The sequence below is a fragment of the Lysinibacillus sp. NPDC056220 genome (genome assembly GCF_049315265.1).
Classification (GTDB): Bacteria; Bacillota; Bacilli; order Bacillales_A; family Planococcaceae; genus Lysinibacillus; species Lysinibacillus pinottii.
Genome location: NZ_JBMOXD010000001.1, coordinates 788,150 through 812,123, shown reverse-complemented (window position 1 = coordinate 812,123; position 23,974 = coordinate 788,150). Strand labels below are relative to the sequence as shown.

Genomic DNA, 23,974 nt, shown 5'->3' with positions numbered 1-23,974 from the left:
TTACCTATGTAGATGGGGTACTTTATGTAGAAGTTGATAGGAACGAAGGGCGGCGACTCCTGCGGGAAGCAGCTCGACCCCGCCCGCGGAAAGCGTCCGCCCGTAGTGGAAATCAACGGCTTTACTTTATTTCATTGAGTTTGTCTACAGTCTAAGGTCAGTCCTCATGGGGGACTGACCTTTTTACATGAAAAATCGCACAGCTGCCATGATGATCACTCCTGCAACGACAGTAATAGATAAACTTTTCGTAATCAGTGCAATAAGTAGCGTTGGAATAAATGTAATAAAGACTGGCCAATCAAGCGTCACAATTTTGCCGCTTTCGGTATCGATTAAATTTTCAATGACAAGAGCACTTAAAATACAAACAGGAATAAAACTAAGCCACTTCAGGACAACATCTGGAAGTGTAACACTGCGTACAAAAATAAAAGGAATGACACGTGGTAGCCATGTGACAAGCGCACAGCCAATAATTAGCCATACCATATAAGCGGTTGTTGTCATTTATCTGTCACCACCCCAATGGTTGCTACGATTACTGTTGCTAGTAAAACAGCCACATGTGAAGGTACTATATAAGATAGACCATACATAATAACAGCCATATAGCCGATTAACTTAATATAATGCACGATTTTACTTTTGCCGACACTACTCAATTGTAAAACTAAAAGAGCGACAAACATAGCGATTAAGGCGAAATCTAATCCCCATTGTTCAGGATTTGCCACCCATTGCCCTAAGAAGGCACCCGTGACACAAGATAAAATCCAAAAAAGATACGCAGTTAAGTTAAGCCCATCCATCCATTTACCGTATAATTTACCGGTTTGCATTTGCTTAGTCACAGCGACTCCAAAGGTTTCATCTGTTAATAAAGTACCGAAGCCTACATTTCTAAGCATGGAATAACGCGTAAAATGAGGTGCTAATGTTAAACTCATTAATAAATGGCGTAAATTGACGACAAAAATGGTTACAATGATAGCAGAAGCAGGACTACTTGTTAAAAGTAGTGCACAAAAGATAAATTGTGCAGAGCCTGCATAAATCAATATAGTTAAAAGGGCGATTTCTAGCACTGATAGTCCTGAAGCGGAACCTACAACACCGAATGCAAGTCCTATACTAATATAACCGAGTAAAGTGGGTACACAATCCTTCACGCCTTGTATAAAGCTATCGTTAGGAGAGCTTGTTGCCGGATCATGATGAAGCTCTGTTGTACTTGTCATAAATAGGTCATCCTTTCTTAAAAATTTCCATGTATACTGTTGATGGAATAGTTTGATAGTTCTTGATGTTTATTAAAGTATACATATGTCTGATAAAATAAACAATAGAAAATTGGTGATTATAAATGGAACAAATGAGTCGAAATTTAGCCTTTCAATTAAAGAAAATTAGACAACAACGTCATTTAAGCTTAGATGATGTTGCCAAAGCGACAGGCGTTAGTAAAGCGCAACTCGCTCAAATAGAAAAAGGAGAGGCCAATCCTACGGTATCAACCATCTGGAAAATAGCTGCTGGTATGCGTATTTCATTTTCTTCATTATTACAGCCGCCAACAGCTCATTTCATGCGTTATAGCAGTAAGGATGTGCCACATGTTGATGAGGATGAGGGACGCTATCGTGTCTATTCAATTATTCCGTATAATCCAGAACGAGGCTGGGAATTCTACAAGGTTGAAATGGAGCCGGGAGCTGTTAGTAGGAGTGAAGCCCATACAGAAGGGGTAGAGGAAACTGTCATGATCATCAAAGGACAAGCTGCTATTTCTGCCGGAGATATGCATGAATTACTGGATGAAGGGGATACACTAGTATTCTCGGGGCATCAACCCCATGAATATCGAAATACATCTGAAGGGTTAACAATTTTTCATTTAATTTTACAGTATAAATAGAGGTGTCGATATTGAAAGAATGGTTTACAGTAGAAAATATTGAACTTGTGGCGGCGCAGTATCGAACACTCGGCCCCATCATTGGTTTACTGCTACCTTTTCTAGAAGCGTTTTTACCATTCCTACCATTAGTGGTGTTCGTTGTAGCTAATGCAAGTGCATTTGGCTTATGGCTTGGGTTTTTATTATCTTGGTTGGGTTCTGCAGCTGGCTCCTATGTAGTGTTTTTGCTTGTCCGACATTTTGGAAAACATCCAAGGTTGCGATTTATAACTGGCAGTAAGAAAGTACAGAAGCTTATTAAGTGGGTGGATATGAATGGTATAAGCCCTCTTTTTGTCCTCCTATGTTTCCCTTTTACACCTTCTGTCATCGTGAATATTGTAGCGGGTTTATCTCATATTCATAAAAAGTTTTACTTAGTCGTATTACTAGCCGGCAAGTTCGTCATGATTTTAGGTATGAGTGTATTGGGATATGATTTAAAATCGTTACTAACAAGCCCCGTGAAATTAATAATTGCAGCTGTTGCGATTGTTGTTTTATGGTTTATCGGTAAGCTGATTGAGAAGCGATTGAATGCCCGTGTAGAGAGAGATTTAAAACAAGCGCGAAATTTGACGAAAAATCAGGATCACCATGTAAGATAAATAGTTGAAGCCTCTTTGAATAGCTGAAGAGGCTGTTTTTTTGTGAAATGAATTCATTGGTTTTTATTGTCTATCGAAGGTTGATAGATAGTATTTGCTAGTTTTTTTCGATAGAATTTAAGATAGCTAACCATCGTTGTTAATGGCGTAATCATTTTTAACGGAATATGATTTAGTGATAGAAACGATAAAAAATAATTTATATATAAATGTTAGTGAATCGCTACTAACGCTCAATCAAGATAGGTAGAAGGCAATCTATAGAGGAGGGAAACGGATATGACATTGCGAATTGTTTCAGGACGCTCAGGAACAGGGAAATCGGTATTTATTCATCAAGAAATTGTTGAACAGCTAAAGAGTGATCCACTAGGTCATCCTATTTTTATAATTGTTCCTGACCAGATGTCTTATTCTACGGAATATGAGCTAACGAATAGGCATGGTTTGCAAGGCTTAATTCGTGCACAAGTGATGACGTTTAAGCGTTTAGCATGGCTCGTTTTACAGGAGACAGGTGGGATTGCTCGTAAAGAAGTAAATGGCTATGGTTATCGAATGCTAATCCGTAAACTACTGGAGGAACAAAAAAGTGAGTTCTCCTTATTCCGACAAGCTGCTGGAAAACGTGGTTTTACGGAGGAAATTGAAACACTTTTAAAAGAATTTAGTCGATATAGTGTAAATAGCTCTGTTTTAGCTGAGGTAAAGGAATCCTTAAAGGCAATTGACGCGCCAAATACCTTACAAGCCAAAACGAATGATTTATATGTCGTTTTGCAGGCATTAGAGGAACGCCTTGGTACGACATATGTCGATAGTGAGGGGTATTATCCGATTTTAACGGAGCAATTGAAGTATGCTGAAACGATGAAGCAAGCAACCATTTACATTGATGGTTTCACGGCCTTTACGGTGCGAGAGTTAGAGCTGGTCCGTGAATTGCTTAAGGTCACTAAACATGTAACTGTGGTTCTTCCGTTTGATCATATAGACGAAGCTTTTGATGAACAGGCTCTTTTTCATGAAGCGGCGTTAACGAATCAGCGATTACATGATATTGCAAATGAAGAAGGCATAGACGTTGAGCCACCTTTACATTTTTATTATACTCAAAGATTTCAATCTGAAGATTTACAACATGTAGAGGGAAATTTTGCTAATATGGTGCCCCACACCAAAAAAACTTCTGGAGATGTAATGGTATTTGAAGCATCCAATCGTAGAGCGGAGGTTCACGCGATTGCCCGGGAAATAACAAAGCTTACAAGAGAATATGGCTATCGTTATCAAGATATAGTCCTTTTATATCGACAAGCAGAGCTTTACGATCCATTGATTACAAGTATTTTCCAACAATATGAAATTCCTATATTTACAAATACTAAAAAAACAATGCTCCATCATCCATTGATAGAGCTTAGTCGTTCGGCATTAGAAATCATGACGTCTAATTGGAAGTATGAGCCTGTATTTCGAAGTGTAAAAACAGATTTGTTTTTCCCCTTACAAGCGGAGCTAACTATCTGGCGTGAACGAGCTGATCGATTGGAAAATTATTGCTTAGCGCAAGGAATCTATGGTGAACGTTGGTTTGAAGAGCCTCGTTGGTTTTATAAAAAGTATCGTGGGCTTGAGTTCCATTCGCGTGTACAAACAGATGAAGAACGTGCGATGCAAGCAGAAATTGAGGCAATTCGTGACGAAATTCGTCAACCGTTAAAGAGTTTACAAGACAAACTGAGTATAGCGTCAACAGGTAAGGATATTGCCACCGCTTTATTTGAGCTAGTAGAGTCATTACAGGTATATGAGAAGCTTCAAGCTATGAAGGATCGTGAGCTTGAGCGAGGAGATGCACTCGCAGCGAGTGAGCATGAGCAAGCTTGGAATGAATGGATCAATGTACTGGATCAATTTGTCTATATGTTTGGCGAGCAGGAGATGTCAGTGGAGGAAGCAGCTAAAATTCTTGATGAGGGCTTTGATACATTAGAATTTTCTCGCATTCCGCCAACCTTAGATGAGGTTATGGTAGCGACGGTTGATTTAGCTCGTTTATCCAATATTAAAGTGGCCTTTGTTTTAGGGATGAATGATGGTGTGTATCCAACTCGGATGGAATATGAAGGTTTATTGTCAGATACAGAGCGTGAATGGTTTAGTCAAATTGGTTATGAGCTGGCACCAACCTCTTCTAACCGTTTATTACAGGAAAATTTCTTATTTTATCGAGCGGCCTCCACACCGTCAAACAAGCTTTATTTGACGTATCCAACAGCAGATGAAGAAGGAAAGGCACTGTTATCGTCTCTTTATATAAAAAAATTCATCGGAAATGACAAAATAGCTGGGTTGTTGAGTGGTGTTCAAGCGGAGCGTGTTGTAATGGATCCAATTGAATTATTAGATGAAAGTGCTTTACCGTATTTACGCCATCCGCGAACAGCGTTAGCACATTTAATGGTGCAACTACGTCAGGCAGAGCATAGCCGTGAGCTAGCACCAGAATGGTTAGCGTTACAAAAATTTTATCAACAGGACCCATATTGGGCACTTATTTTTGATCGGGTACATTATCCAATTACTCATAAAAATGAAGCAGAGCCATTGGAAACCTATATAACACAAGAGTTATATGGGCAAAAGCTCACATCTAGTGTGTCTCGAATAGAGAAATATTTTAGATGTCCATTTTCTCATTTCACAACGTATGGTCTACGTTTAGAAGAACGTGCGGAGTACCGTTTGGAAACCTTTGCAATGGGTGATTTATTCCATGAGGCGTTAAAGTGGATAACAGAGGAAACTCACCGACTGCAACTATCCTGGATTCGTTTAACAAAACAACAAATTAAACAGTTGGCACGTCAAGCAGTAGAGCAAATTGTTCCTGTCTTCTCCCATCAAATTTTATTGTCTAGTGCACGTTATCGCTATATTCAGCGTAAGCTTATTCGAATTGTGGAACGCACGATGATGGCATTGACGCAGCATGCAAATGTGTCTCACTTTAAACCAATTGCGATCGAGGCATCGTTTGGCCCAGGACAACATGAACAGCTTCCCCCTCTTGAGATTGATTTGACTAGTGGTAAGAAAATGTTTATGCGAGGGCGTATTGATCGAATAGATAGTGCCACGATAGATGACCGCTCTTATTTACGGATTGTTGATTATAAATCATCAGCTCGAGATTTAGATTTAAATGAGGTTTATTATGGATTGTCTTTACAGGTTCTTACCTATTTAGACGTGGCAATGGAAAATAGCACCTATTGGCTTCCAGGGGAAACAGAACCTGCTGGGGTACTGTATGTCCATGTCCATAATCCCATGTTAAAACTAGATAAGGATATGACGGATAGTGAAATAGAAGAGGACCGATTAAAGCAGTATAAAATGAAGGGTCTACTGTCTGAGAATGCTGAATCCATTTTATCAATGGACGAGCAGTTAGAGGAAAGTAGTGGTCACTCAAAAATTATCCCAGTCTATATGAAAAAAGATGGAACACCTTCTGAATCGCAATCTCGCATTGTGCCTGTGAATGATATGAAAAGACTTCAGCATTTCGTACGTCGTAAGCATCAGGAGGCTGGGAATGGGATTTTGTCTGGTGACACGGCCATCAGCCCATATAAATTAAAATCCAAAACGGCCTGTGATTATTGTCAGTTTGCAGCAGTTTGTCAATTTGATCCATCTGATGGTAAACAAAACTATCGTCAGTTAATGCAAGCGAAACCAAATGAAATTGTTGATAAAATTCGGAAGGAGATAGAGTAGCATGGTCCAAACAATTCCTATAAAGCCGGCGGATGTCTCATGGACAGACGATCAGTGGAAAGCCATTTACGCTAGTGGTCAGGATACACTTGTGTCGGCTGCAGCGGGGTCTGGGAAAACAGCGGTACTGATTAATCGTATGATTGAAAAAGTTATTGCTACTGACAATCCCATCAATGTAGATGAGCTACTGGTGGTGACCTTTACGAATGCTTCAGCAGCTGAAATGCGCCATCGAATGTCAGAAGCTCTAGAAAAGGCTATAGTAGAAAATCCAACTTCCAGTCATTTAAGACGACAACTGAGTCTTATTAATAAGGCGCAAATATCAACATTGCATTCTTTTTGTTTAGCAATTGTTAAACAGTACGCTTATTTGCTCGACATCGATCCTGGATTTCGTATTGCTAATGAGGCAGAGGTAGCCTTATTAAGAGATGATATAGTAGCGGATGTTTTAGAAGGAGCCTATGATTCTGAAGAAGAGACACAGGTACAAGCTATTTATCGACTTGTGGATAGCTTTACGTCAGATCGAGATGATCAGGCTATAGAAACGCTGATTAGTAAGCTTTATGATACTTCTCGGGTACACGCAGAGCCTCAAAGATGGCTGTGGAGCTTACCGAAAGCTTATGAATTAGCGGAGGAAGTGACAATTGATGATTTAGAGCTATCCCACTATGTTAAATTGACTGTTCGACATAGTTTGGAGGAAGCCTTCGTACTAATTTCAGAAATGCGAGCAATTACCCTCCAACCCGATGGACCAGCCCCATATGCTGAAACGGCAGAAATTGATTTTGCTATGATTCAGGAAGGGATTCGAATAAGTCAGGAAGGTACATGGCAGGAACTCTTTGATTATTTTGCGACTGTCAAGTGGTCTACATTAAAGCGAGTATCAAAGGACGCTTTAGTAGACGTGGAGTTACAGGAGCTTGCAAAGAAAAAGCGGGAAGCAGCGAAAAAAATTATGAATAAAATGAAAGAAACCTATTTTATTCGCACCCCCGCACGTTTGCTAGAAGAAATACGCTTGATGGCGCCAATAATTGGCACATTAGTGGAATTGACGACTATTTTTAGTGAGCAATTCAGACTTGCCAAGTTAGAGCGAGGTATTATTGATTTTTCAGATTTAGAGCATTATGCACTGCAAATTTTAACAGTTGAGGTAGATGGAGAGCTACAGCCATCCCCCGTAGCGCTTGATCTGAAAAAACGTTTTAAGGAAGTACTTGTGGATGAATATCAGGATACAAATATGCTACAGGAAACGATCTTACAACTTGTCAAATCAGGAGAAGAACAGGATGGAAATCTGTTTATGGTGGGAGACGTCAAGCAAAGTATTTATCGTTTCCGCTTAGCCGAACCTAAGCTCTTTATGAGGAAATATAGTGAGTTTTTGGAAACGCCTGATGCAACGGGCATGCGTATCGATTTAAATGCCAACTTTCGTAGTCGTAAAGAGGTATTGAACGCGACAAACTATATTTTTGCTCAAATTATGGGTGAGCGTGTCGGCGAAATTCTCTATGATGACAATGCGTCATTAAAGCCAGCAGCGCCCTATGATGAAAAAGAAGTACCTGTTGAGCTTGTCGTGATGCATCCTCCACAGGATGAGGAAACAGTAGACGAGCAAGAGGATAAAACTGATGAAGCATCTGAGTTAGAGGAATTAAAAAAGTCACAATATGAAGCACGCTTTATTATTGATCGTATACGACAGATGATGGAAGATGGCACCACTGTCTATGATACGAAATCAATGACAGAAAGGCCATTGAAGTATAGTGATATTGTTATTTTAATGCGCTCTATGACATGGTCGACGGATTTAGTGGAGGAATTTAAACTAGCGGGTATTCCACTTTATGCAGAGTCGTCCAAGGGCTATTTTGATGCACTGGAAGTCATGATTATATTAAATGTCCTAAAGGTAGTGGATAACCCTTATCAGGACATCCCCTTGGCTTCTGTACTGCGTGCACCTTTTGTTGGCTTGACGGAAAATGAATTAGCTAAAATCCGCTTAGCTGATTCAAAGGTACCTTTCTATGATGCATTACGACAATTTATTCGAAGTGAAGGACAGGGAGTACAGACGACTACATTTGAAAAACTTCAACGCTTTATGCTAGCTTTTGAAAATTGGCGAGATTTAGCACGGCGTGGATCACTATCAGATTTAATTTGGAAGATTTATTTAGATACACATTATTATGAAATGGTTGGTGCAATGCCCAATGGTAAGCAGCGGCAGGCCAATTTACGTATCTTACATGATCGTGCATTAATGTATGAGCAAACGGCCTTTCGAGGACTCTTCCGCTTTTTACGCTTTATAGATCGGATGCGTACACGCGGAGATGATTTAGGGACTGCTAAATCAATTGGTGAAAAGGACGACGTAGTACGCCTTGTGACCATTCACTCCTCCAAGGGATTAGAATACCCTGTAGTCTTTGTGGCAGGAATGGGACGCCCGTTTAATAAGATGGATTTTCATCATCCTTATTTATTCGACCAAGATTTTGGCCTAGCTGTAAAGGCCATTGACCCAGAAAATCGGATAACTTATACTTCATTACCGTTTTTGGCGCTGAAAGAGAAAAAAGAGCTGGAAATGCGTGCAGAGGAAATGCGTGTCTTATATGTTGCCATGACACGTGCAAAGGAACGTTTGATTTTAGTGGGCTCCGTGAAAAATTGGGAGAAAACACGAGACAACTGGCAGGATGCACAAAATATACCGAGTGATGCTCCGCTTCAAGAATATTTGCGGGCTAGAGCTAATAGTTATCTAGACTGGATTGGACCAGCTGTGGCAAGACATGGTGACTTTGCCTCCCAAGCTACCACTTCATATAAAGAATTGGACAGTCCATCCCATTGGTGGATACAGCCCATTGATACGAGACATTATTCGTATGATATACAGGCATTTAATGATGAAATACAACAACACCTTACAACACAAGAGGATGAGGCACTTTTATCTGAAATAAAGGCACGCTTTCACGCGCAGTATACGTATCAAAAATCAACAAGAAAACGCTCTAAAACGTCGGTCAGTGAAATTAAACGTTTAGAAAACTTACAGCGTCAGGAGGAGCCAGAATATTATTTTGCTACTCCAGCTAAGCGGACTTCAGCTTCTATTGCACCACGCCCAACCTTTTTACAGGATCAACAGCTAACAGGCGCGGAAATAGGAACGGCTGTACATACAGTGATGCAGCATATTCCGCAGTTTGGCTTTGATACTATTGAAGGTGTAAAAGGCTTTGTAGCAAATTTAGTAGCAAAACAGCTACTAACAGAGGCAGAGGGAAAAGTGGTTCCGATAAAGAAAGTTTATCATTTCTTTCATACCGAAATTGGACAACGCTTTAAGCAGGCAAGACAGATACGTAGAGAAATGCCATTTACTATTAGTAGAGTAGATGAAGATGGGGATGCTCAAATCGTCCAAGGGATTATCGATTGTTTGTTTGAGGATGAATATGGTAACTGGGTCTTGCTAGATTACAAGACAGACCGCATCCTCCCACATTTTGCAAAGGAGCCCGCCCTGACAAAGGAAATAATGGGGCGTTATGCTGTTCAGCTTCGTGTTTATAGTGAAGCTATTGAATCGATTTTACAAATTAAAGTAAGTGAAAAAGTGCTGTATTTATTCGATAATGAACAAACTGTACAGGCATAAGCATTTGTTATGGAAAGCGGAGTCATGCAATTTTTGCTTGCTCTGCTTACACCATAGCTGCTATTTAAGAGGGGGCTATTTTGTGGAGTTTAAACCGACAATGTTGCAGGATCGACTGGCAACATTAGATATTTTACGAGGTATTAGTTTATTAGGTATTTTACTCGTAAATATGTATGCATTTTATTTGCCAATGCCGCATATTGATTTGGCATCTTGGTTTACAACACCATCCGATATCGTTTGGCAGAAAAATTTAGATATTTATGTACAAGGTAGCTTTTATCCACTATTTGCGATGCTATTCGGTTATGGGCTTGCCATGCAGTGGCAAAAAGCACAAAGTCGTGAGCAAAATTTCTATACGCTAGGATTACGAAGACTTTCTGTATTATTTGCCTTTGGTTTAATACATGCCGTACTCATATGGTGGGGCGATATTTTAATGGTGTACGCCTTTTGTGGGGTATTTTTAGTGCTTTTACTACGTTTAAGCCCTATTTGGTTATTGATTAGTGCAATTATCATGAATGGTTTGATGCAAGTTTTTATGTTATTTGTTTTAGGGATTATGGAGTTTAATACGAAGGTGGATGACTATTTAGATATTGTATCTGTTGAGAAGGCGATTACGGCTTATGGGACTGGAAACTGGCTAGATGCCTTTATGCAACGCTTAACAGACTTATCGATGCAAGCAAGTATAGGGATGTGGTTTGCCGCATTGTTTACTATTTTACCATATATGTTAATAGGCGCAGCTGCATCAAAATGGCGTCTAGTAGAGCGAGCAAAAGAATTAAAATGGCTGTGGCTAGCACTTGCCCTTGCCGGATTGATTATCGGCATAACAATCAAAAGTTTGCCTATTATGCTTACACGGACATATTTATTAGATTATTTAAAGGTATACATAGGTGGCCCTATCCTTTCTGTGGGATATATCGCGGTCATAGTGCTACTTTGCCTGCTGCCAATTGTACCTAAGCTACTTAGTCCTTTTGGCAAAATTGGAAGAATGTCGTTAACGATGTATATATTGCAATCCATAATCGGCACGTGTTTATTCTATCAATTTGGCTTTGGTTGGTATGGGAAAGTAAGTGTAGAAACAGGTGTATTCATTGCCTTTGGAATAATTGTTGTACAAATGATCATAGCCGAAATTTGGTTATCAAAATGGAAGCAAGGTCCGTTAGAGGCTTTATGGCGCAAATTAACGTATAAGGAAAAAGGAAAAATATGATAATATATTCCGCTTCACATGCATAATTTATGAAGATATAACAACTTATAAAATTATTGTCGCAAAAGTGAGGCAATTTCTATCATATTGTTGTATCATGTAGAAAAAAGAAGGAGCTCTTTCAATCATGAAAATTTTATCATTCAAATTAGGTGGACATGTAAGCTTTGGACCAAAAGTAAAAAAAGAAGAAGCGGTATGGGATGTACTCGCTATTCAAAATGAACTTCAAGTTCTCCCTTCTTTTTCAAGTTCAATTGTAGATGGCATTGCTTTAGGCTTTGATTTTGTTGAACAGATTCGTAAATTAGTAGAAGCAGCTGAAAAATCAGATCGTGCTAATAGTTTTAAACGTGAATTTACAGAAATCGAGTGGCTTTCACCAATCCCACGAACACCTAAAAATATTATGTGTATAGGTAAAAATTATAATGAACATGCCAAAGAAATGGGTGCAGAGGCAGCACCAACGGAATTAATGGTATTTACAAAATCACCAACGGCTATTGCAGCAGATGGACAAACGCTTTCCATCCATGCGGACCTTTCATCTAAAATGGATTATGAAGGGGAGCTTGCTATCGTTATTGGAAAACGTGGTAAAAACATTCCGAAAAACTTAGCATATGATTATGTTTTTGGTTATACAATTGCCAATGATATAACAGCTCGTGATTTACAAGAGAAGCATAAACAGTTCTTCTTAGGTAAAAGCTTGGAGGGCACTTGTCCGCTTGGACCATACCTTGTAACAAAGGATGAAATTCCGAATCCTCAGGACTTAACAGTAGTCACAAAAGTAAACGATGAAGTACGCCAAAACGGCTCGACGAAGGACATGATGTTCTCAGTTGAAACTTTAGTATCTATCCTATCTGAGCATGTAACACTAGAGCCAGGCGATGTTATTTTAACAGGTACACCAGCAGGAGTTGGTAAAGGCATGAACCCGCCACAATTCTTAAAAGCTGGAGATACAGTAAAAGTATCTATTCAAGGCATCGGTACTTTAGTCAACCATTTTGAATAATAAAAGGGAATCCGTGTGAGTCTTTACTCCGCGGATTTTTTTATTACTCCCTGTGTAAGTTGCTTTCTAGGGAGTTTCTAAGTCGCAAATAGTGTAAATTATGTGAACACTATTGTAATGTTTGAAACCCTTTCCATCGCATGGTAGGATAGAGTTTGATAGAAAAATGAATGAGGTGGGACAAACATGGGTTTTTTAACTAGCCAAACGCATTTGCATATTACTACGTGGGTAGTAGCTATTGTTATCTTTTTAATCGCTGCGCTAATGGGCAAGCAATCAAAAGGCTTACATATGACATTGCGTCTATTCTATGTACTAATTATCATTACAGGTGGGGCATTATTCATTGAAGGCATGAATTACAACATGGGCATGCTTTACGGCTTTAAATTCATAGGTGGTATTCTAGTAATTGGTATGATGGAAATGGTATTAGTACGCCAAAAGAAAAATAAACCAACTGGCATGTTCTGGATTTTATTTGCAGTATTCTTATTGATTACATTGTTCCTAGGCTTCAAGCTACCAATGGGTCAAAATTTCTTAGCATAATATTTGGTGAAAGTCGTGAAGTATGTGCTTCGCGGCTTTTATTTTTTTTAAGCAGATAGCATACTGAAATGGAAGTGAACGGACACCTTTTTGCCGTAATTCGTTCCGCATTTTCGTAAAATCTTTTGAAATGATAGCGACGTGACAGTGTTATTTGGTAAAATGACGATGGATTGGTTTGAAAGAGAGGGAATAACAGTGAAATTCAAGAAGTGGATAAGTGCGACAGCTGCATCACTTTTACTAGCTACTACATTTGTAAGTACTACACCTGTTGCGCATGCGGATGCAAAAGCGACAACATCGATTGCAGAAGAGAGCATCTATGATTTACTCGTTGACCGTTTCTTTAATGGCTCGGGCACAAACGATTTTGATACAAATACGCAAGACCCTTCGAAATTTGCAGGGGGGGATTTTACAGGTCTACAAGATAAATTAAAATTTATCGGTGAAATGGGTTATACAATTGTTTCCATTGGACCTATTTACTCTACAGAAAAATATGATGGATCTATGCCAACAAGCTATTCTACGATTGAACGCCATTTTGGGACTACAGAAGAATTCCAAAGTGTTGTAGAGGCCTATAAAGCTAAAAACATGTCTATCATGGTGGATTTCCCACTCAGTGATGTAAGTCCTAATCATGAATGGGGAAAGGATGCTGCCAAAGCAGACTGGATTGCTTCTACGAATAATGGGCAAATTCAGTGGGATTTATCGAATAAAGACGTGCAAGAAGCGCTTATTCAATCAGCCATAGATTTTGTTTCTACATATGATATTGGTGGGATTCGATTAACCCATATTTCAGATGCTGATACGGATTTTATAAATAACATGATAGCTGCATTAAAAGATACTAAAGCCTCTCTTTATGTCATAACAAATGAAGCGAGCGATGCTGATTTTGATGCAACCTTCTCAACGGAGACAGCAGAAATTTATCGTAATATCTTTAAGAATGTTGATATGGACTCGTCTAAATTAACAGAGCCATTTTCAGGAGAAAAACCGACGCAAATTATGGTAGATTCTCTAGAAACCCACCGTTTTACATTCGATTCTGCGAATGAAAATATGTTCCCGCCTACACGTTTAAAAATGGCTATGGGTGCTTTATTTATGATGCCAGGAACTCCAGTTGTCCAATATGGTACAGAAATTGCGATGAACGGGGAAGCTAAACCTGATACACATCAACTTTATAACTTTAAAACAGATGAAGAATTAATTGATTATATAAAAAATGTTCAAACCTTACGAAATCAGTCTGCCACTCTACGTAATGGTGATTTTAAAGTCATTACAAATGAAAATGGTCTACTTGTCTTTACACGTACTTCGGATGAAGAACAATGGGTAATTATGGTTAATAATACGAGCAAAACACAACGCGTGGACTTAACACCTGAACAACTGGGTGAAGGGAAAATGCTAAACGGGATTTTACATGAGGAAAAAGTTCGTATAAATGAAAAGCAAGTTTATCCAGTTATTTTAGACAGAGAAATGGTAGAGATTTATCAGGTTCGAAATGATGAGGGATTAAACGTGCCGTATATGGTTGCTCTTGGCTTAGTTTGGGTCATCTTTATTGGCTTTGTTGTCATCATCATTAGACGAGGAAAAGTTCGTCGTCAAGAACAAGACGCTTCTTAATAATTTCACAAAGAAAATAGCATGCTAGGAGTCGTCCTAACATGCTATTTTTGTTTTCATTCAGTGAAGTTCAAACAGCTCGGCAATGCCAATCATTCATGGCTTAGCCTTGATAGCTCTTATTCGTGAAGAAGATTGCGATAGTGCCCGGCCCCACATGTGAACCGATCGCTGAGCCAATCATTGTAATTTGAACCGACTGTGGAGAAAAACGCTCCTGAATGGATGCCTTTGCTTCATTGGCAAAGGCCACATCATCACTATGACTAATACCAACAATTTTATTCGTAAAGCTACCTCCACGCTCCTGCATTAAATCCAGCATACGATTAAGTGCTTTTTTACGACCACGTGATTTTTCTATCGGTACAAGCTTGCCATCTTCTACATTTAAAATAGGTTTAATACTTAGAAGACCACCTAAAAAGGCACTAGCCTTTGAGACACGCCCACCCTTAGCGAGGTAGTCCAAATCTTCAACTGTAAATAAATGCTCCATCTGAGGAGCGAAAGCGCTAATTCTAGTCGCTACATCTTCAAAGGAGGTTCCTAAATTTCTAAGTCGAACAGCTTCTTCTACAACAAGTCCATGTCCTAGTGATGCACATTTAGAGTCAATAATGACTAACTTCAATGAAGGATATTGTTCTAATACTTGATTCCGAATCATTTGAGCAGTACTATATGTGCCGGATAATTCTGAAGAAAAGGCAATATAGATACCTTCCTCCTCTTTTTTGGCTAAATCTTCAAAGTGCTTCAAGAAAAGCTCTGGCGATACTTGAGATGTTTTTGGTTGGGCACCTTGACGGATTCCATCATAAACCTCTTTGGAATCAATGGAAATGACATCTTCATATTCTTTGTTGTTCAATTGCACTCGTAAAGGGAGTAGCACGACATCATTTTCTTCATAGTAAGACTTTGGTAAATCACATCCACTATCCGTAAAAATCTTCATTCTCTTGTCCCCCTAATTTCAACTTACTTTTTAAAGCCTGTTTAGCTTTATTCAGTCGGTACTCACTTAAGTCAACCGGAAGGGGTACCACTGAATAAAGTTAAACTGGTAAAAATGGTATAGTAACTTGAAGTTACTACTTAACTATGATAATTTCAAGCGTTCGATGAGTATTTTTGCAATCCCATCCTCATTATTTGTCGTAGTTATTTCATTGGCAATATTTTTAAGGCTTGATATACCATTCCCCATCGCTACGCCAATTCCAGCATATTCAATCATCTCTAAATCATTGTCTTCATCACCAAATGCAATAATGCGTTCACGCGGAATACCTAAATCCTTTGCTACGTGTGCAATGCCTACTGCTTTATTTAAGCCACGGCGAACAATTTCTATAATATGAAGCGGTGCTCCCCAACGACGGTGTTCAATAACTTCAGCGTGTACAGCCTGTAAATGGTCACGAATAATGACAGAATTGGATTCATTTGCCTGTATCAGTAAACTTGTAGGATTATCTAAGAGATGTGTGTATAAATCCCCAAGTGTAATTTTGGGATTACCCATATTAAAAATATTTAAGATGCGATCATCCTCTGTGTGTACATAAATATCATCTTTTACCTCAGCAATAATATTTTCATACTCATAACTATTAATGGAATGAACGACATCATGGACAACACTTAAATCAATGGGAGTGTGCATATGCTGCCAAGAGGCATTTTTAGGGTGATGCACATAAGCTCCATTAAAATTGACTATTGGTGTTGTAAGCCCAAGCTCATGATAATAAATATCACTAGCACGATATGGACGGCCAGTTGCAATCATCACTTGATGCCCCTGTTCCTTAGCCTGCAATAATGATTTTTTTGTTTTTGAGGAAATTTGTTGTTGGTCTGTTAATAAAGTACCATCTAAATCTAACACGATTAAATGCGGTTTCATAGCTCGTTGCCCCTTTCCTATAGTTTGAATAGTATCTCTTTGTCTTTCATTCGTCAAAATTTTGTCACAGTGAAAAAAGTTTGCTAACATAAAGATGAGACAAGAGTTGGGAGTGACAAGAATGTTTGTAGAAAAAGAAATGTGGGGAAATATTCCTTTATTACATATACATTCAGACAATATGAATGAAGAAACACCGGTAGTGATCTTTTTACACGGCTTTATGAGTGCAAAAGAACATAACTTACACTATGCATATCAATTGGTGCATAAAGGGGTGCGTGTCCTATTACCAGATGCAAAATTTCATGGTGATCGTAACGAAGGCCTAACAGAGATGCAAATGAACTTGAAATTTTGGGACATTGTTATAAATTCTATTCATGAAGTGGAACAATTATATAATGAATTAAAGAATAAAAATTTATTAGCTAATCATAAAGTTGGCCTAGCAGGTACGTCCATGGGTGGTATTGTGACATCAGGCTGCCTTAAGCTTTATGATTGGATTCAAACGGCTGCAATATGTATGGGTGCGCCTGGTTTTATAAAGTTGGGTGAATACCAATTACAGCAATTCATAAAAAGTGGTGTCAATTGGCCCATGACAGAGAATGATGTTCAAAAAATTAATGAGGTCCTAGCTAACTATGATGTTAGTCTAACTCCTGAAAAATTTGCGGGACGCCCGATATTCTTTTGGCACGGTGAATTAGATAAAACCGTCCCTTTCCATGAAACATATAAATTTTATGAAACATTACGGGAATACTATCAAGCAAACCCTGAAAATTTAACATTCATGGTGAATAAAAAGGCTGGACATGTTGTACCACGTGATGGAATGTTGGCAGCAACAGAGTGGCTTGCAGAGCATTTGGCATAATATGATGCATCTGCTATGATAAGGTTAACACTATGATGGAAGGAGAAATGGGAATGGATCAGGATATGAAAGATAGCATGTTAGGTGCATTAGAAAATGTAATTGACCCTGAGCTTGGAATTGATATCGTCAACTTAGGTTTAGTATATGATGTAGATTTAGATGATGAAGGTGTAGCAACGGTTACAATGACGTTAACATCGATGGGCTGTCCACTTGGCCCAGTGATTGTGGATCAAGTGAATACAGCATTAAACGAGCTTCCAGAAGTGAAAAGTACAAATGTAAATATTGTATGGAATCCACCTTGGTCAAAAGACAAAATGTCACGCTATGCCAAAATGGCATTGGGTGTACGCTAATAGTGTCTATTAAAAATCCCTGCTTATTTTTAATAAGCAGGGATTTAGCATGTAACGAATTAATCGATACGGCATACTTGTAATGGACAATTTTCGCAGGCAATCTCATTTTTTAAAAATTGTAAATCATGAATAGTAATAAAGCCTTTGTCAAAAGTCAAAATGTCATGTTTTTTTAAATCATTCAACATGCGATTAATCATTTCACGACTAGTCGCACACAAATTTGCAATTTCCGTATTTGTTAGTTGAAACTCAATAAAAATGGAACCATCCTCTAAAAGCTTACCATACGTATTAGATAGACGAATGAGCGTTGAAAACAAGGCACCCTTTTTTCCGTTTAACACTAAATCACGCAAACGACTCTGATGCTTTAAATTTTCTGTTTGTAGCCACTTCATATATTCCACCATAATCGTAGGCTGTTCTTCCAGTAAATGTTCTAATGACTGCCGACTTAAAACATATAGCGTAGCAGATTCTAAAACTTTTGCAGTCATGGAATTATAGACAAGGTTACAAAATAATGAACCCTCTCCAATGATACTATCAGGACCACATATTCGAATCGTCAATTCCTTCCCAGTTTCGGTTTCTTGACTAATCGATACAACACCCGACTTAATATAGTAAATTTCCTTTGACCGTTCACCTTCTAGAAAAATTTTATTCCCTTTATTTACTTTGATAAAAACACCATGCTTTTGAAAAAGGTCCATAATTTTTTCTAACATATTATCCTTTGAAACCATATCTCCAACACATCGCTTTCTTTTTGTAATAAATGGCGATTATTACAAAAGGACAGTGGATTTTTCGATACTTAAACATAGAAACATACCATTATTATAACGTAAATGTTTATTTATAAGTGTAAAAATTTAGTGCTATTTCTTTGCATAAGAATTGTCGAGTGATGTAAAATAAAGTTAGTCAAATAAGGTCAAACTTTTAAAAAGAACCAGAATGGGTATAAAGATTATGCGAAATAGTAAAGTAAAGGAGTGCTAATTATGCAATTTCAACAAACTGATAATCAAAAGCCATTAGAGCAATTTGGACGTAACTTAATAGAAGAAGTTAAAAATGGCAAAATGGACCCCGTTATTGGGCGCGATGAGGAAATTCGAAATGTCATTCGTATATTAACGCGTAAAACAAAAAATAATCCTGTATTAATTGGTGAGCCAGGAGTTGGTAAAACAGCGATTGCAGAAGGTTTGGCTCAACGTATTGTGAAGGGTGATGTACCAGAGGGCTTGAAAGAGTGCGTGCTATACGAGCTGGATATGAGTGCTTTAATAGCAGGTGCAAGCTACCGTGGCCAATTCGAAGAGCGTTTAAAAGGCGTATTAAAAGAAGTTAAAGATTCAGAAGGGCAAATCATTTTATTTATTGATGAAATTCATACAATTGTAGGCGCAGGCAAAACGGATGGTGCTATGGATGCAGGAAATATGTTAAAGCCCATGCTTGCTCGAGGCGAATTACACTGTATCGGTGCGACTACATTAGATGAATATCGTCTGTATATTGAAAAAGACCCTGCCTTAGAACGCCGGTTCCAACAAGTTCTTGTACGTGAGCCTTCTATTGAGGATACTGTGTCTATTTTACGAGGCTTAAAAGAACGCTTTGAATTACATCATGCAGTACGTATTCATGACCGCGCGATTGTGGCTGCAGCAGAGCTCTCCAATCGTTATATTACAGAGCGATTTTTACCAGATAAAGCGATTGATTTAATTGATGAGGCATGTGCAATGATTCGTACTGAAATTGATTCAATGCCACAGGAACTAGATGCAGTGACTCGTCGTATTATGCAACTAGAGATTGAAGAACAAGCGTTACGGAAGGAAAAGGACGAAGCAAGTAAAAAACGTCTTGAGCAATTACGAGAAGAATTGACAAAGTTGAAAGAGTCTTCTGAGGGGATGAGGCAGCAATGGGAAGCAGAAAAGGAAAAACTACATGAAATTCAGAAAAAACGGGAGACATTAGATAAATACCGTCGTGATTTAGAGGAGGCGGAAAGTAAATATGATTTAAATAAAGCTGCTGAATTACGTCATGGTAAAATTCCAACACTTGAAAAAGACATTCAGGAACTCGAAAAAGAATTAGAAAGCGGCGCAGAGTCTCGTATTTTACGTGAAGAAGTGACAGCTGACGAAATCGCCGCAATTGTTTCTCGCTGGACGGGTATTCCTGTGACAAAACTAGTGGAGGGCGAGCGAGAAAAACTATTGCGTTTAAAGGAAACCTTACATGAACGTGTAGTTGGTCAAGATACAGCTGTTCAATTAGTAACAGAGGCTGTATGGCGTGCTCGTGCAGGCATTAAAGATCCGCATCGTCCAATTGGTAGTTTTTTATTCTTAGGTCCAACAGGTGTTGGTAAAACAGAGCTTGCTAAGGCCCTAGCTGCTCAATTATTTGATTCAGAAGATCATTTCATTCGAATTGATATGAGCGAATATATGGAGAAGCATAGCGTGTCTCGATTAGTTGGAGCTCCTCCGGGTTATATTGGTTATGAAGAAGGAGGTCAACTCACAGAGGCTGTGCGTCGTAACCCTTATTCTGTTGTTTTACTAGATGAAATTGAAAAAGCACATCCCGATGTGGCTAATATTTTATTGCAAATTTTAGACGACGGCCGAATTACAGATAGTCAAGGACGTATGGTCAATTTTACAAATACAGTAGTGATTCTAACATCGAATATCGGCTCTAGTTATTTAATGGAGGCAAAAGATGACGATCCAGCTGTTGAAGACTTGGTTATGGCTGCTCTCAGACAGCATTTTAAACCAGAGTTATTAAACCGTATGGATGACATTATCTTGTTCCATGCGTTATCAAATAAACATTTTACAGCTATTGCTTGGAAGTATGTGGAGCAGTTAAGGAAACGAGTGGCAGAACAAGAAATTACATTAGCTATTGACCAAGAAGTTATCGATTGGGTTGTCCAACAAGGAGCAGATGCCCAATTTGGTGCAAGACCACTAAAGCGCTTCGTACAAAGACATATCGAAACAGCTGTGGCTAAGGAACTACTACGGGGTGAGGTATTGCCTGGAGAAACATTGCATGTAAAAATGCATGATGGCCATTGTATAGTGGAAAAATAACAGAAAAAACCTGTTTCGCATAATGCGGAACAGGTTTTTTCTAGCTGAATTAATGATGGTCTGCAGCTTCTGGTGTAGGATCGTTTGGAATAATTGCTCCAATAATAAAAATTAAGATGGAGAATACAACTGAAACGATTGCCCCTGTCTTAAAATCAAATGGTGCACCAAGTACAGAGCTGACTACATAGTTTAACATAGAAACTAGTAGGAATGACCATACGAACGTTACGATATATTGCATTAATTTCACCTCAACCGAACTTTTTTCATCATAAGTTTTTACTCATATTCATTATCATATCATAACATAAATCGAAAAAAAATGAATCTTTTATGTGAAACATGGCGAATTTGTCACAACAAATACAAGGTTTTGCATTTAATAATTATCTTGGTTTTGTGAGGGCATTTATTTTGTTAAAGGTTGTTTACAAAAAAAATAGAACCGCTATAGACTTCATACCATATGAGAGAAGTAATAAGAATACCTTCAAAAGCTGAAAGCTCCCTTTCGATAATAAAGAAATGCCGTGCTCTCAACACATTAATTTTAAATCAACTTGCGTCTGTCCTTTACTATGCGTTATAATTATGACCAGTTACTAATAATTGATAGTAAGAAAGCTGAGGGGTTGCTATATGAACGCTGGTATTTTAGGAATAGGCAAATACGTTCCTGAGAAAGTCGTGACAAATTTTGATTTAGAAAAAATAATGGATACTTCGGATGAGTGGATTCGTACGCGAACAGGCATTGAAGAACGTCATTTTGCGGCAGATGATCAGGAAACTTCAGATTTAGCAGTAGCCGCTGCTAAAGAAGCTATTAAAAAAGCGGGTATTACGCCTGAAGAAATTGGATTAATACTTGTAGCAACTGTCACACAAGATCAAACTTTCCCAAGTGTAGCATGTATGGTTCAGGAACAACTCGGAGCAGTAAATGCTGCGGCGATGGATCAAGCAGCAGCATGTGCAGGATTTATATATAGTTTAGTGACAGCTAAACATTTTGTAGAGGCAAACACTTATAAATATGTCTTAGTAGTAGGTGTTGAAAAGCTGTCAAAGGTTATTGATTGGAACGATCGAAATACAGCTGTATTATTCGGTGATGGCGCGAGCGCAGCCGTTGTAGGTCCAGTTTCTAATGGCAGAGGTATTTTATCATTCGAGCTTGGTGCAGATGGCACGGGCGGTAAAAATCTTTATTTAACAAAACAAGACACAATTGCCATGAATGGTCGTGAAGTGTTTAAATTTGCTGTGCGTCAAATGGGTGAATCAGCTGTCAATGTAATAGATAAAGCAGGATTAACAAAAGAAGACGTAGATTTTTTAGTGCCACACCAAGCAAATATACGGATTATGGAATCAGCTCGTGAGCGATTAGAGCTACCACCAGAAAAAATGTCAAAAACGATTCATAAATACGGAAATACTTCTGCAGCTTCGATTGGTATTTCCTTGGTAGATGAGCTTGAAGCAGGTAAAATTAAAGAGGATGATTTATTAGTCCTTGTTGGTTTTGGAGGCGGCTTAACATGGGGTGCCGTTGCCATGAGATGGGGAAAATAAGTAGGAAAAATGCTTGAGGGGAGTAAGACAATGAGTAAAAGACGAGTAGTAATTACAGGAATTGGCGCAGTTACACCACTAGGAAATAGCATCGAAGAAACATGGGCGAACATTAAAGCTGGTAAATCTGGCATTGGTGAGCTAACACGTTTAAATAAAGATCTTTTTGCAGCGAAAATTGCAGCAGAAGTGAAAGAATTTGATATTGAAAAATATATTGATCGTAAAGAAGCTCGAAAGATGGACCGCTTTACACATTATGCATTAGCTGCTTCAATCATGGCTATGGAAGATGCACAGCTAACAATTGATGAGGAGCTAGCTCCACGTGCTGGTGTTTGGATTGGTTCAGGCATTGGTGGAATGGAAACTTATGAGCAACAGTTTTTAACATTCCAAGAGCGCGGGGCAAGACGAGTTAGCCCATTCTTCATTCCAATGATGATTCCAGATATGGCTTCAGGTCAAGTGTCGATTCATTTTGGCGCAAAAGGTATTAACTCTTGTTCTGTAACAGCATGTGCTTCTGGAACAAATTCAATTGGAGATGCTTTTAAAGTCATTGAACGTGGAGATGCAGATGTCATGATTTCAGGTGGTGCGGAATCACCAATCGTAACGATGGCTGTGGCAGGTTTCTGTGCCAATACTGCACTATCTTTAAATCAAAATCCGCAAGAAGCATGCCGTCCATTTGATAAAAACCGTGATGGATTTATTATTGGAGAAGGCGCTGGTATTGTCATTTTAGAAGAATACGAACATGCAAAAGCTCGTGGCGCTAAAATTTATGCCGAAATTCTAGGCTATGGTGCAACGGGAGATGCTCATCATATTACTGCTCCAGCTCCAGAGGGTGAAGGTGCGGCACGTGCAATGATGCAAGCATTGACAGATGCTGGTGTAGAGCCATCACAAGTTGATTATATTAATGCACACGGCACGAGTACACCATATAATGACTTATTCGAAACGCAAGCGGTTAAAACTGCTTTCGGTGACCATGCTTATAACCTAGCTATGAGTTCTACAAAGTCTATGACAGGACACTTATTAGGGGCAGCAGGGGGCGTAGAAGCTATTTTTACTGCTCTTGCACTTAAAGAAGGTATATTACCACCAACAATTAATTTAACAGATCCAGATCCAGATTGTGATTTAGATTATGTTCCAAATGAAGCGAGAGAAGCAAATATTCAATATGCAATGAGTAATTCTCTTGGTTTTGGTGGTCACAATGCAAGTCTTCTATTTAAAAAATATGAAGCATAAATAGTACAACTAAACTCAAAAAACGTCAGCCAAATTTAATTGGCTGACGTCTTTTTTTATAGTTTTGTGAATAAATGATAAGTAAGAAGAAATAGAAAGGATGCCGTTACTTTGTTCCGTCTCTTTTTATTTTTAGTAAGCTATGGTCTCATGATCCTCTCTGTAGGGAATCTCATATTGTATTTAAATTACCGTACGCTAGGCTATTCTTGGAAAGTTGTATTTAAATTTATTTTTCAAACAA

General features: G+C 38.6%; 19 protein-coding genes. 13 read left to right on the top strand and 6 right to left on the bottom strand.

All coding sequences use genetic code 11. The features are described from left to right. Window positions 1-183 precede the first annotated feature (183 nt). Both ACOZBY_RS03895 and ACOZBY_RS03890 read right to left on the bottom strand, forming a co-directional pair. Window positions 184-510: an AzlD domain-containing protein gene (locus ACOZBY_RS03895; RefSeq protein ID WP_012292933.1), complete on the bottom strand. Its 327-nt coding sequence runs from the start codon at window positions 508-510 to the stop codon at window positions 184-186. After that, window positions 507-1,241, bottom strand: coding sequence for an AzlC family ABC transporter permease (locus ACOZBY_RS03890; protein ID WP_012292934.1), 735 nt, complete (start codon window positions 1,239-1,241; stop codon window positions 507-509). Before ACOZBY_RS03890 ends, ACOZBY_RS03895 begins: the two co-directional genes overlap by 4 nt. Window positions 1,242-1,366: 125 nt before the next feature. Here ACOZBY_RS03890 and ACOZBY_RS03885 point away from each other — a divergent pair, with 125 nt between their 5' ends. The 8 genes from ACOZBY_RS03885 to ACOZBY_RS03850 all read left to right on the top strand — a co-directional run bounded on the left by ACOZBY_RS03885 (window position 1,367) and on the right by ACOZBY_RS03850 (window position 14,571). Then, window positions 1,367-1,918 (top strand): helix-turn-helix domain-containing protein, encoded by a 552-nt coding sequence (locus ACOZBY_RS03885; protein WP_012292935.1) that lies wholly within the window; start codon window positions 1,367-1,369, stop codon window positions 1,916-1,918. Window positions 1,919-1,929: 11 nt separating this feature from the next. Next, window positions 1,930-2,568: a TVP38/TMEM64 family protein gene (locus ACOZBY_RS03880; RefSeq protein WP_012292936.1), complete on the top strand. Its 639-nt coding sequence runs from the start codon at window positions 1,930-1,932 to the stop codon at window positions 2,566-2,568. A gap of 279 nt (window positions 2,569-2,847) precedes the next feature. After that, window positions 2,848-6,357: a helicase-exonuclease AddAB subunit AddB gene (gene addB / locus ACOZBY_RS03875; RefSeq protein ID WP_422761536.1), complete on the top strand. Its 3,510-nt coding sequence runs from the start codon at window positions 2,848-2,850 to the stop codon at window positions 6,355-6,357. Between the two features lies 1 nt (window position 6,358). Next, on the top strand, window positions 6,359-10,075 hold the full coding sequence (addA, locus tag ACOZBY_RS03870; protein ID WP_422761534.1) for a helicase-exonuclease AddAB subunit AddA: 3,717 nt from the start codon (window positions 6,359-6,361) through the stop codon (window positions 10,073-10,075). An 82-nt stretch (window positions 10,076-10,157) separates the two neighbouring features. Then, window positions 10,158-11,321, top strand: coding sequence for a DUF418 domain-containing protein (locus ACOZBY_RS03865; RefSeq protein WP_036160846.1), 1,164 nt, complete (start codon window positions 10,158-10,160; stop codon window positions 11,319-11,321). Window positions 11,322-11,448: 127 nt separating this feature from the next. Next, on the top strand, window positions 11,449-12,351 hold the full coding sequence (locus tag ACOZBY_RS03860; protein ID WP_012292940.1) for a fumarylacetoacetate hydrolase family protein: 903 nt from the start codon (window positions 11,449-11,451) through the stop codon (window positions 12,349-12,351). 186 nt (window positions 12,352-12,537) lie between these two features. Continuing rightward, window positions 12,538-12,906, top strand: a complete 369-nt coding sequence (locus tag ACOZBY_RS03855) for a YisL family protein (protein WP_012292941.1) — start codon at window positions 12,538-12,540, stop codon at window positions 12,904-12,906. A gap of 198 nt (window positions 12,907-13,104) precedes the next feature. Beyond that, on the top strand, window positions 13,105-14,571 hold the full coding sequence (locus ACOZBY_RS03850) for an alpha-amylase family glycosyl hydrolase (RefSeq protein WP_031418747.1): 1,467 nt from the start codon (window positions 13,105-13,107) through the stop codon (window positions 14,569-14,571). 103 nt (window positions 14,572-14,674) lie between these two features. Here the strand turns inward: ACOZBY_RS03850 and ACOZBY_RS03845 are convergent, their stop codons facing one another. Beyond that, window positions 14,675-15,532, bottom strand: coding sequence for a DegV family protein (locus tag ACOZBY_RS03845; protein WP_012292944.1), 858 nt, complete (start codon window positions 15,530-15,532; stop codon window positions 14,675-14,677). 144 nt (window positions 15,533-15,676) lie between these two features. Beyond that, window positions 15,677-16,486 carry a Cof-type HAD-IIB family hydrolase gene (locus ACOZBY_RS03840; protein ID WP_422761532.1) on the bottom strand — a complete coding sequence of 270 codons (810 nt, stop codon included), beginning with the start codon at window positions 16,484-16,486 and terminating at the stop codon, window positions 15,677-15,679. Between the two features lie 121 nt (window positions 16,487-16,607). Between ACOZBY_RS03840 and ACOZBY_RS03835 the strand changes: the two genes are divergently transcribed. Both ACOZBY_RS03835 and ACOZBY_RS03830 read left to right on the top strand, forming a co-directional pair. Beyond that, complete coding sequence (locus tag ACOZBY_RS03835; protein ID WP_031418750.1) at window positions 16,608-17,372, top strand: prolyl oligopeptidase family serine peptidase; 765 nt, start codon at window positions 16,608-16,610, stop codon at window positions 17,370-17,372. A gap of 53 nt (window positions 17,373-17,425) precedes the next feature. Further along, window positions 17,426-17,734, top strand: a complete 309-nt coding sequence (locus ACOZBY_RS03830; RefSeq protein WP_025116795.1) for a metal-sulfur cluster assembly factor — start codon at window positions 17,426-17,428, stop codon at window positions 17,732-17,734. Window positions 17,735-17,793: 59 nt separating this feature from the next. Here the strand turns inward: ACOZBY_RS03830 and ACOZBY_RS03825 are convergent, their stop codons facing one another. Beyond that, entirely contained in the window at window positions 17,794-18,489 is a 696-nt protein-coding gene (locus ACOZBY_RS03825) for a Crp/Fnr family transcriptional regulator (protein WP_012292949.1), read from the bottom strand. Between the two features lie 261 nt (window positions 18,490-18,750). On the opposite strand from ACOZBY_RS03825, the gene ACOZBY_RS03820 reads away from it, so the two are divergent. Beyond that, window positions 18,751-20,877, top strand: a complete 2,127-nt coding sequence (locus tag ACOZBY_RS03820; protein ID WP_099805002.1) for an ATP-dependent Clp protease ATP-binding subunit — start codon at window positions 18,751-18,753, stop codon at window positions 20,875-20,877. A gap of 49 nt (window positions 20,878-20,926) precedes the next feature. On the opposite strand, the gene ACOZBY_RS03815 is transcribed toward ACOZBY_RS03820, so the two are convergent. Then, window positions 20,927-21,121 carry a YjzD family protein gene (locus ACOZBY_RS03815; RefSeq protein ID WP_025116798.1) on the bottom strand — a complete coding sequence of 65 codons (195 nt, stop codon included), beginning with the start codon at window positions 21,119-21,121 and terminating at the stop codon, window positions 20,927-20,929. 398 nt (window positions 21,122-21,519) lie between these two features. Between ACOZBY_RS03815 and ACOZBY_RS03810 the strand changes: the two genes are divergently transcribed. Continuing rightward, the gene (locus ACOZBY_RS03810) at window positions 21,520-22,458 is read left to right on the top strand and encodes a beta-ketoacyl-ACP synthase III (protein WP_012292951.1); all 939 of its coding nucleotides are present in this window, start codon (window positions 21,520-21,522) and stop codon (window positions 22,456-22,458) included. A gap of 30 nt (window positions 22,459-22,488) precedes the next feature. Further along, complete coding sequence (gene fabF / locus ACOZBY_RS03805) at window positions 22,489-23,730, top strand: beta-ketoacyl-ACP synthase II (RefSeq protein WP_031418753.1); 1,242 nt, start codon at window positions 22,489-22,491, stop codon at window positions 23,728-23,730. Window positions 23,731-23,974: the final 244 nt, after the last annotated feature.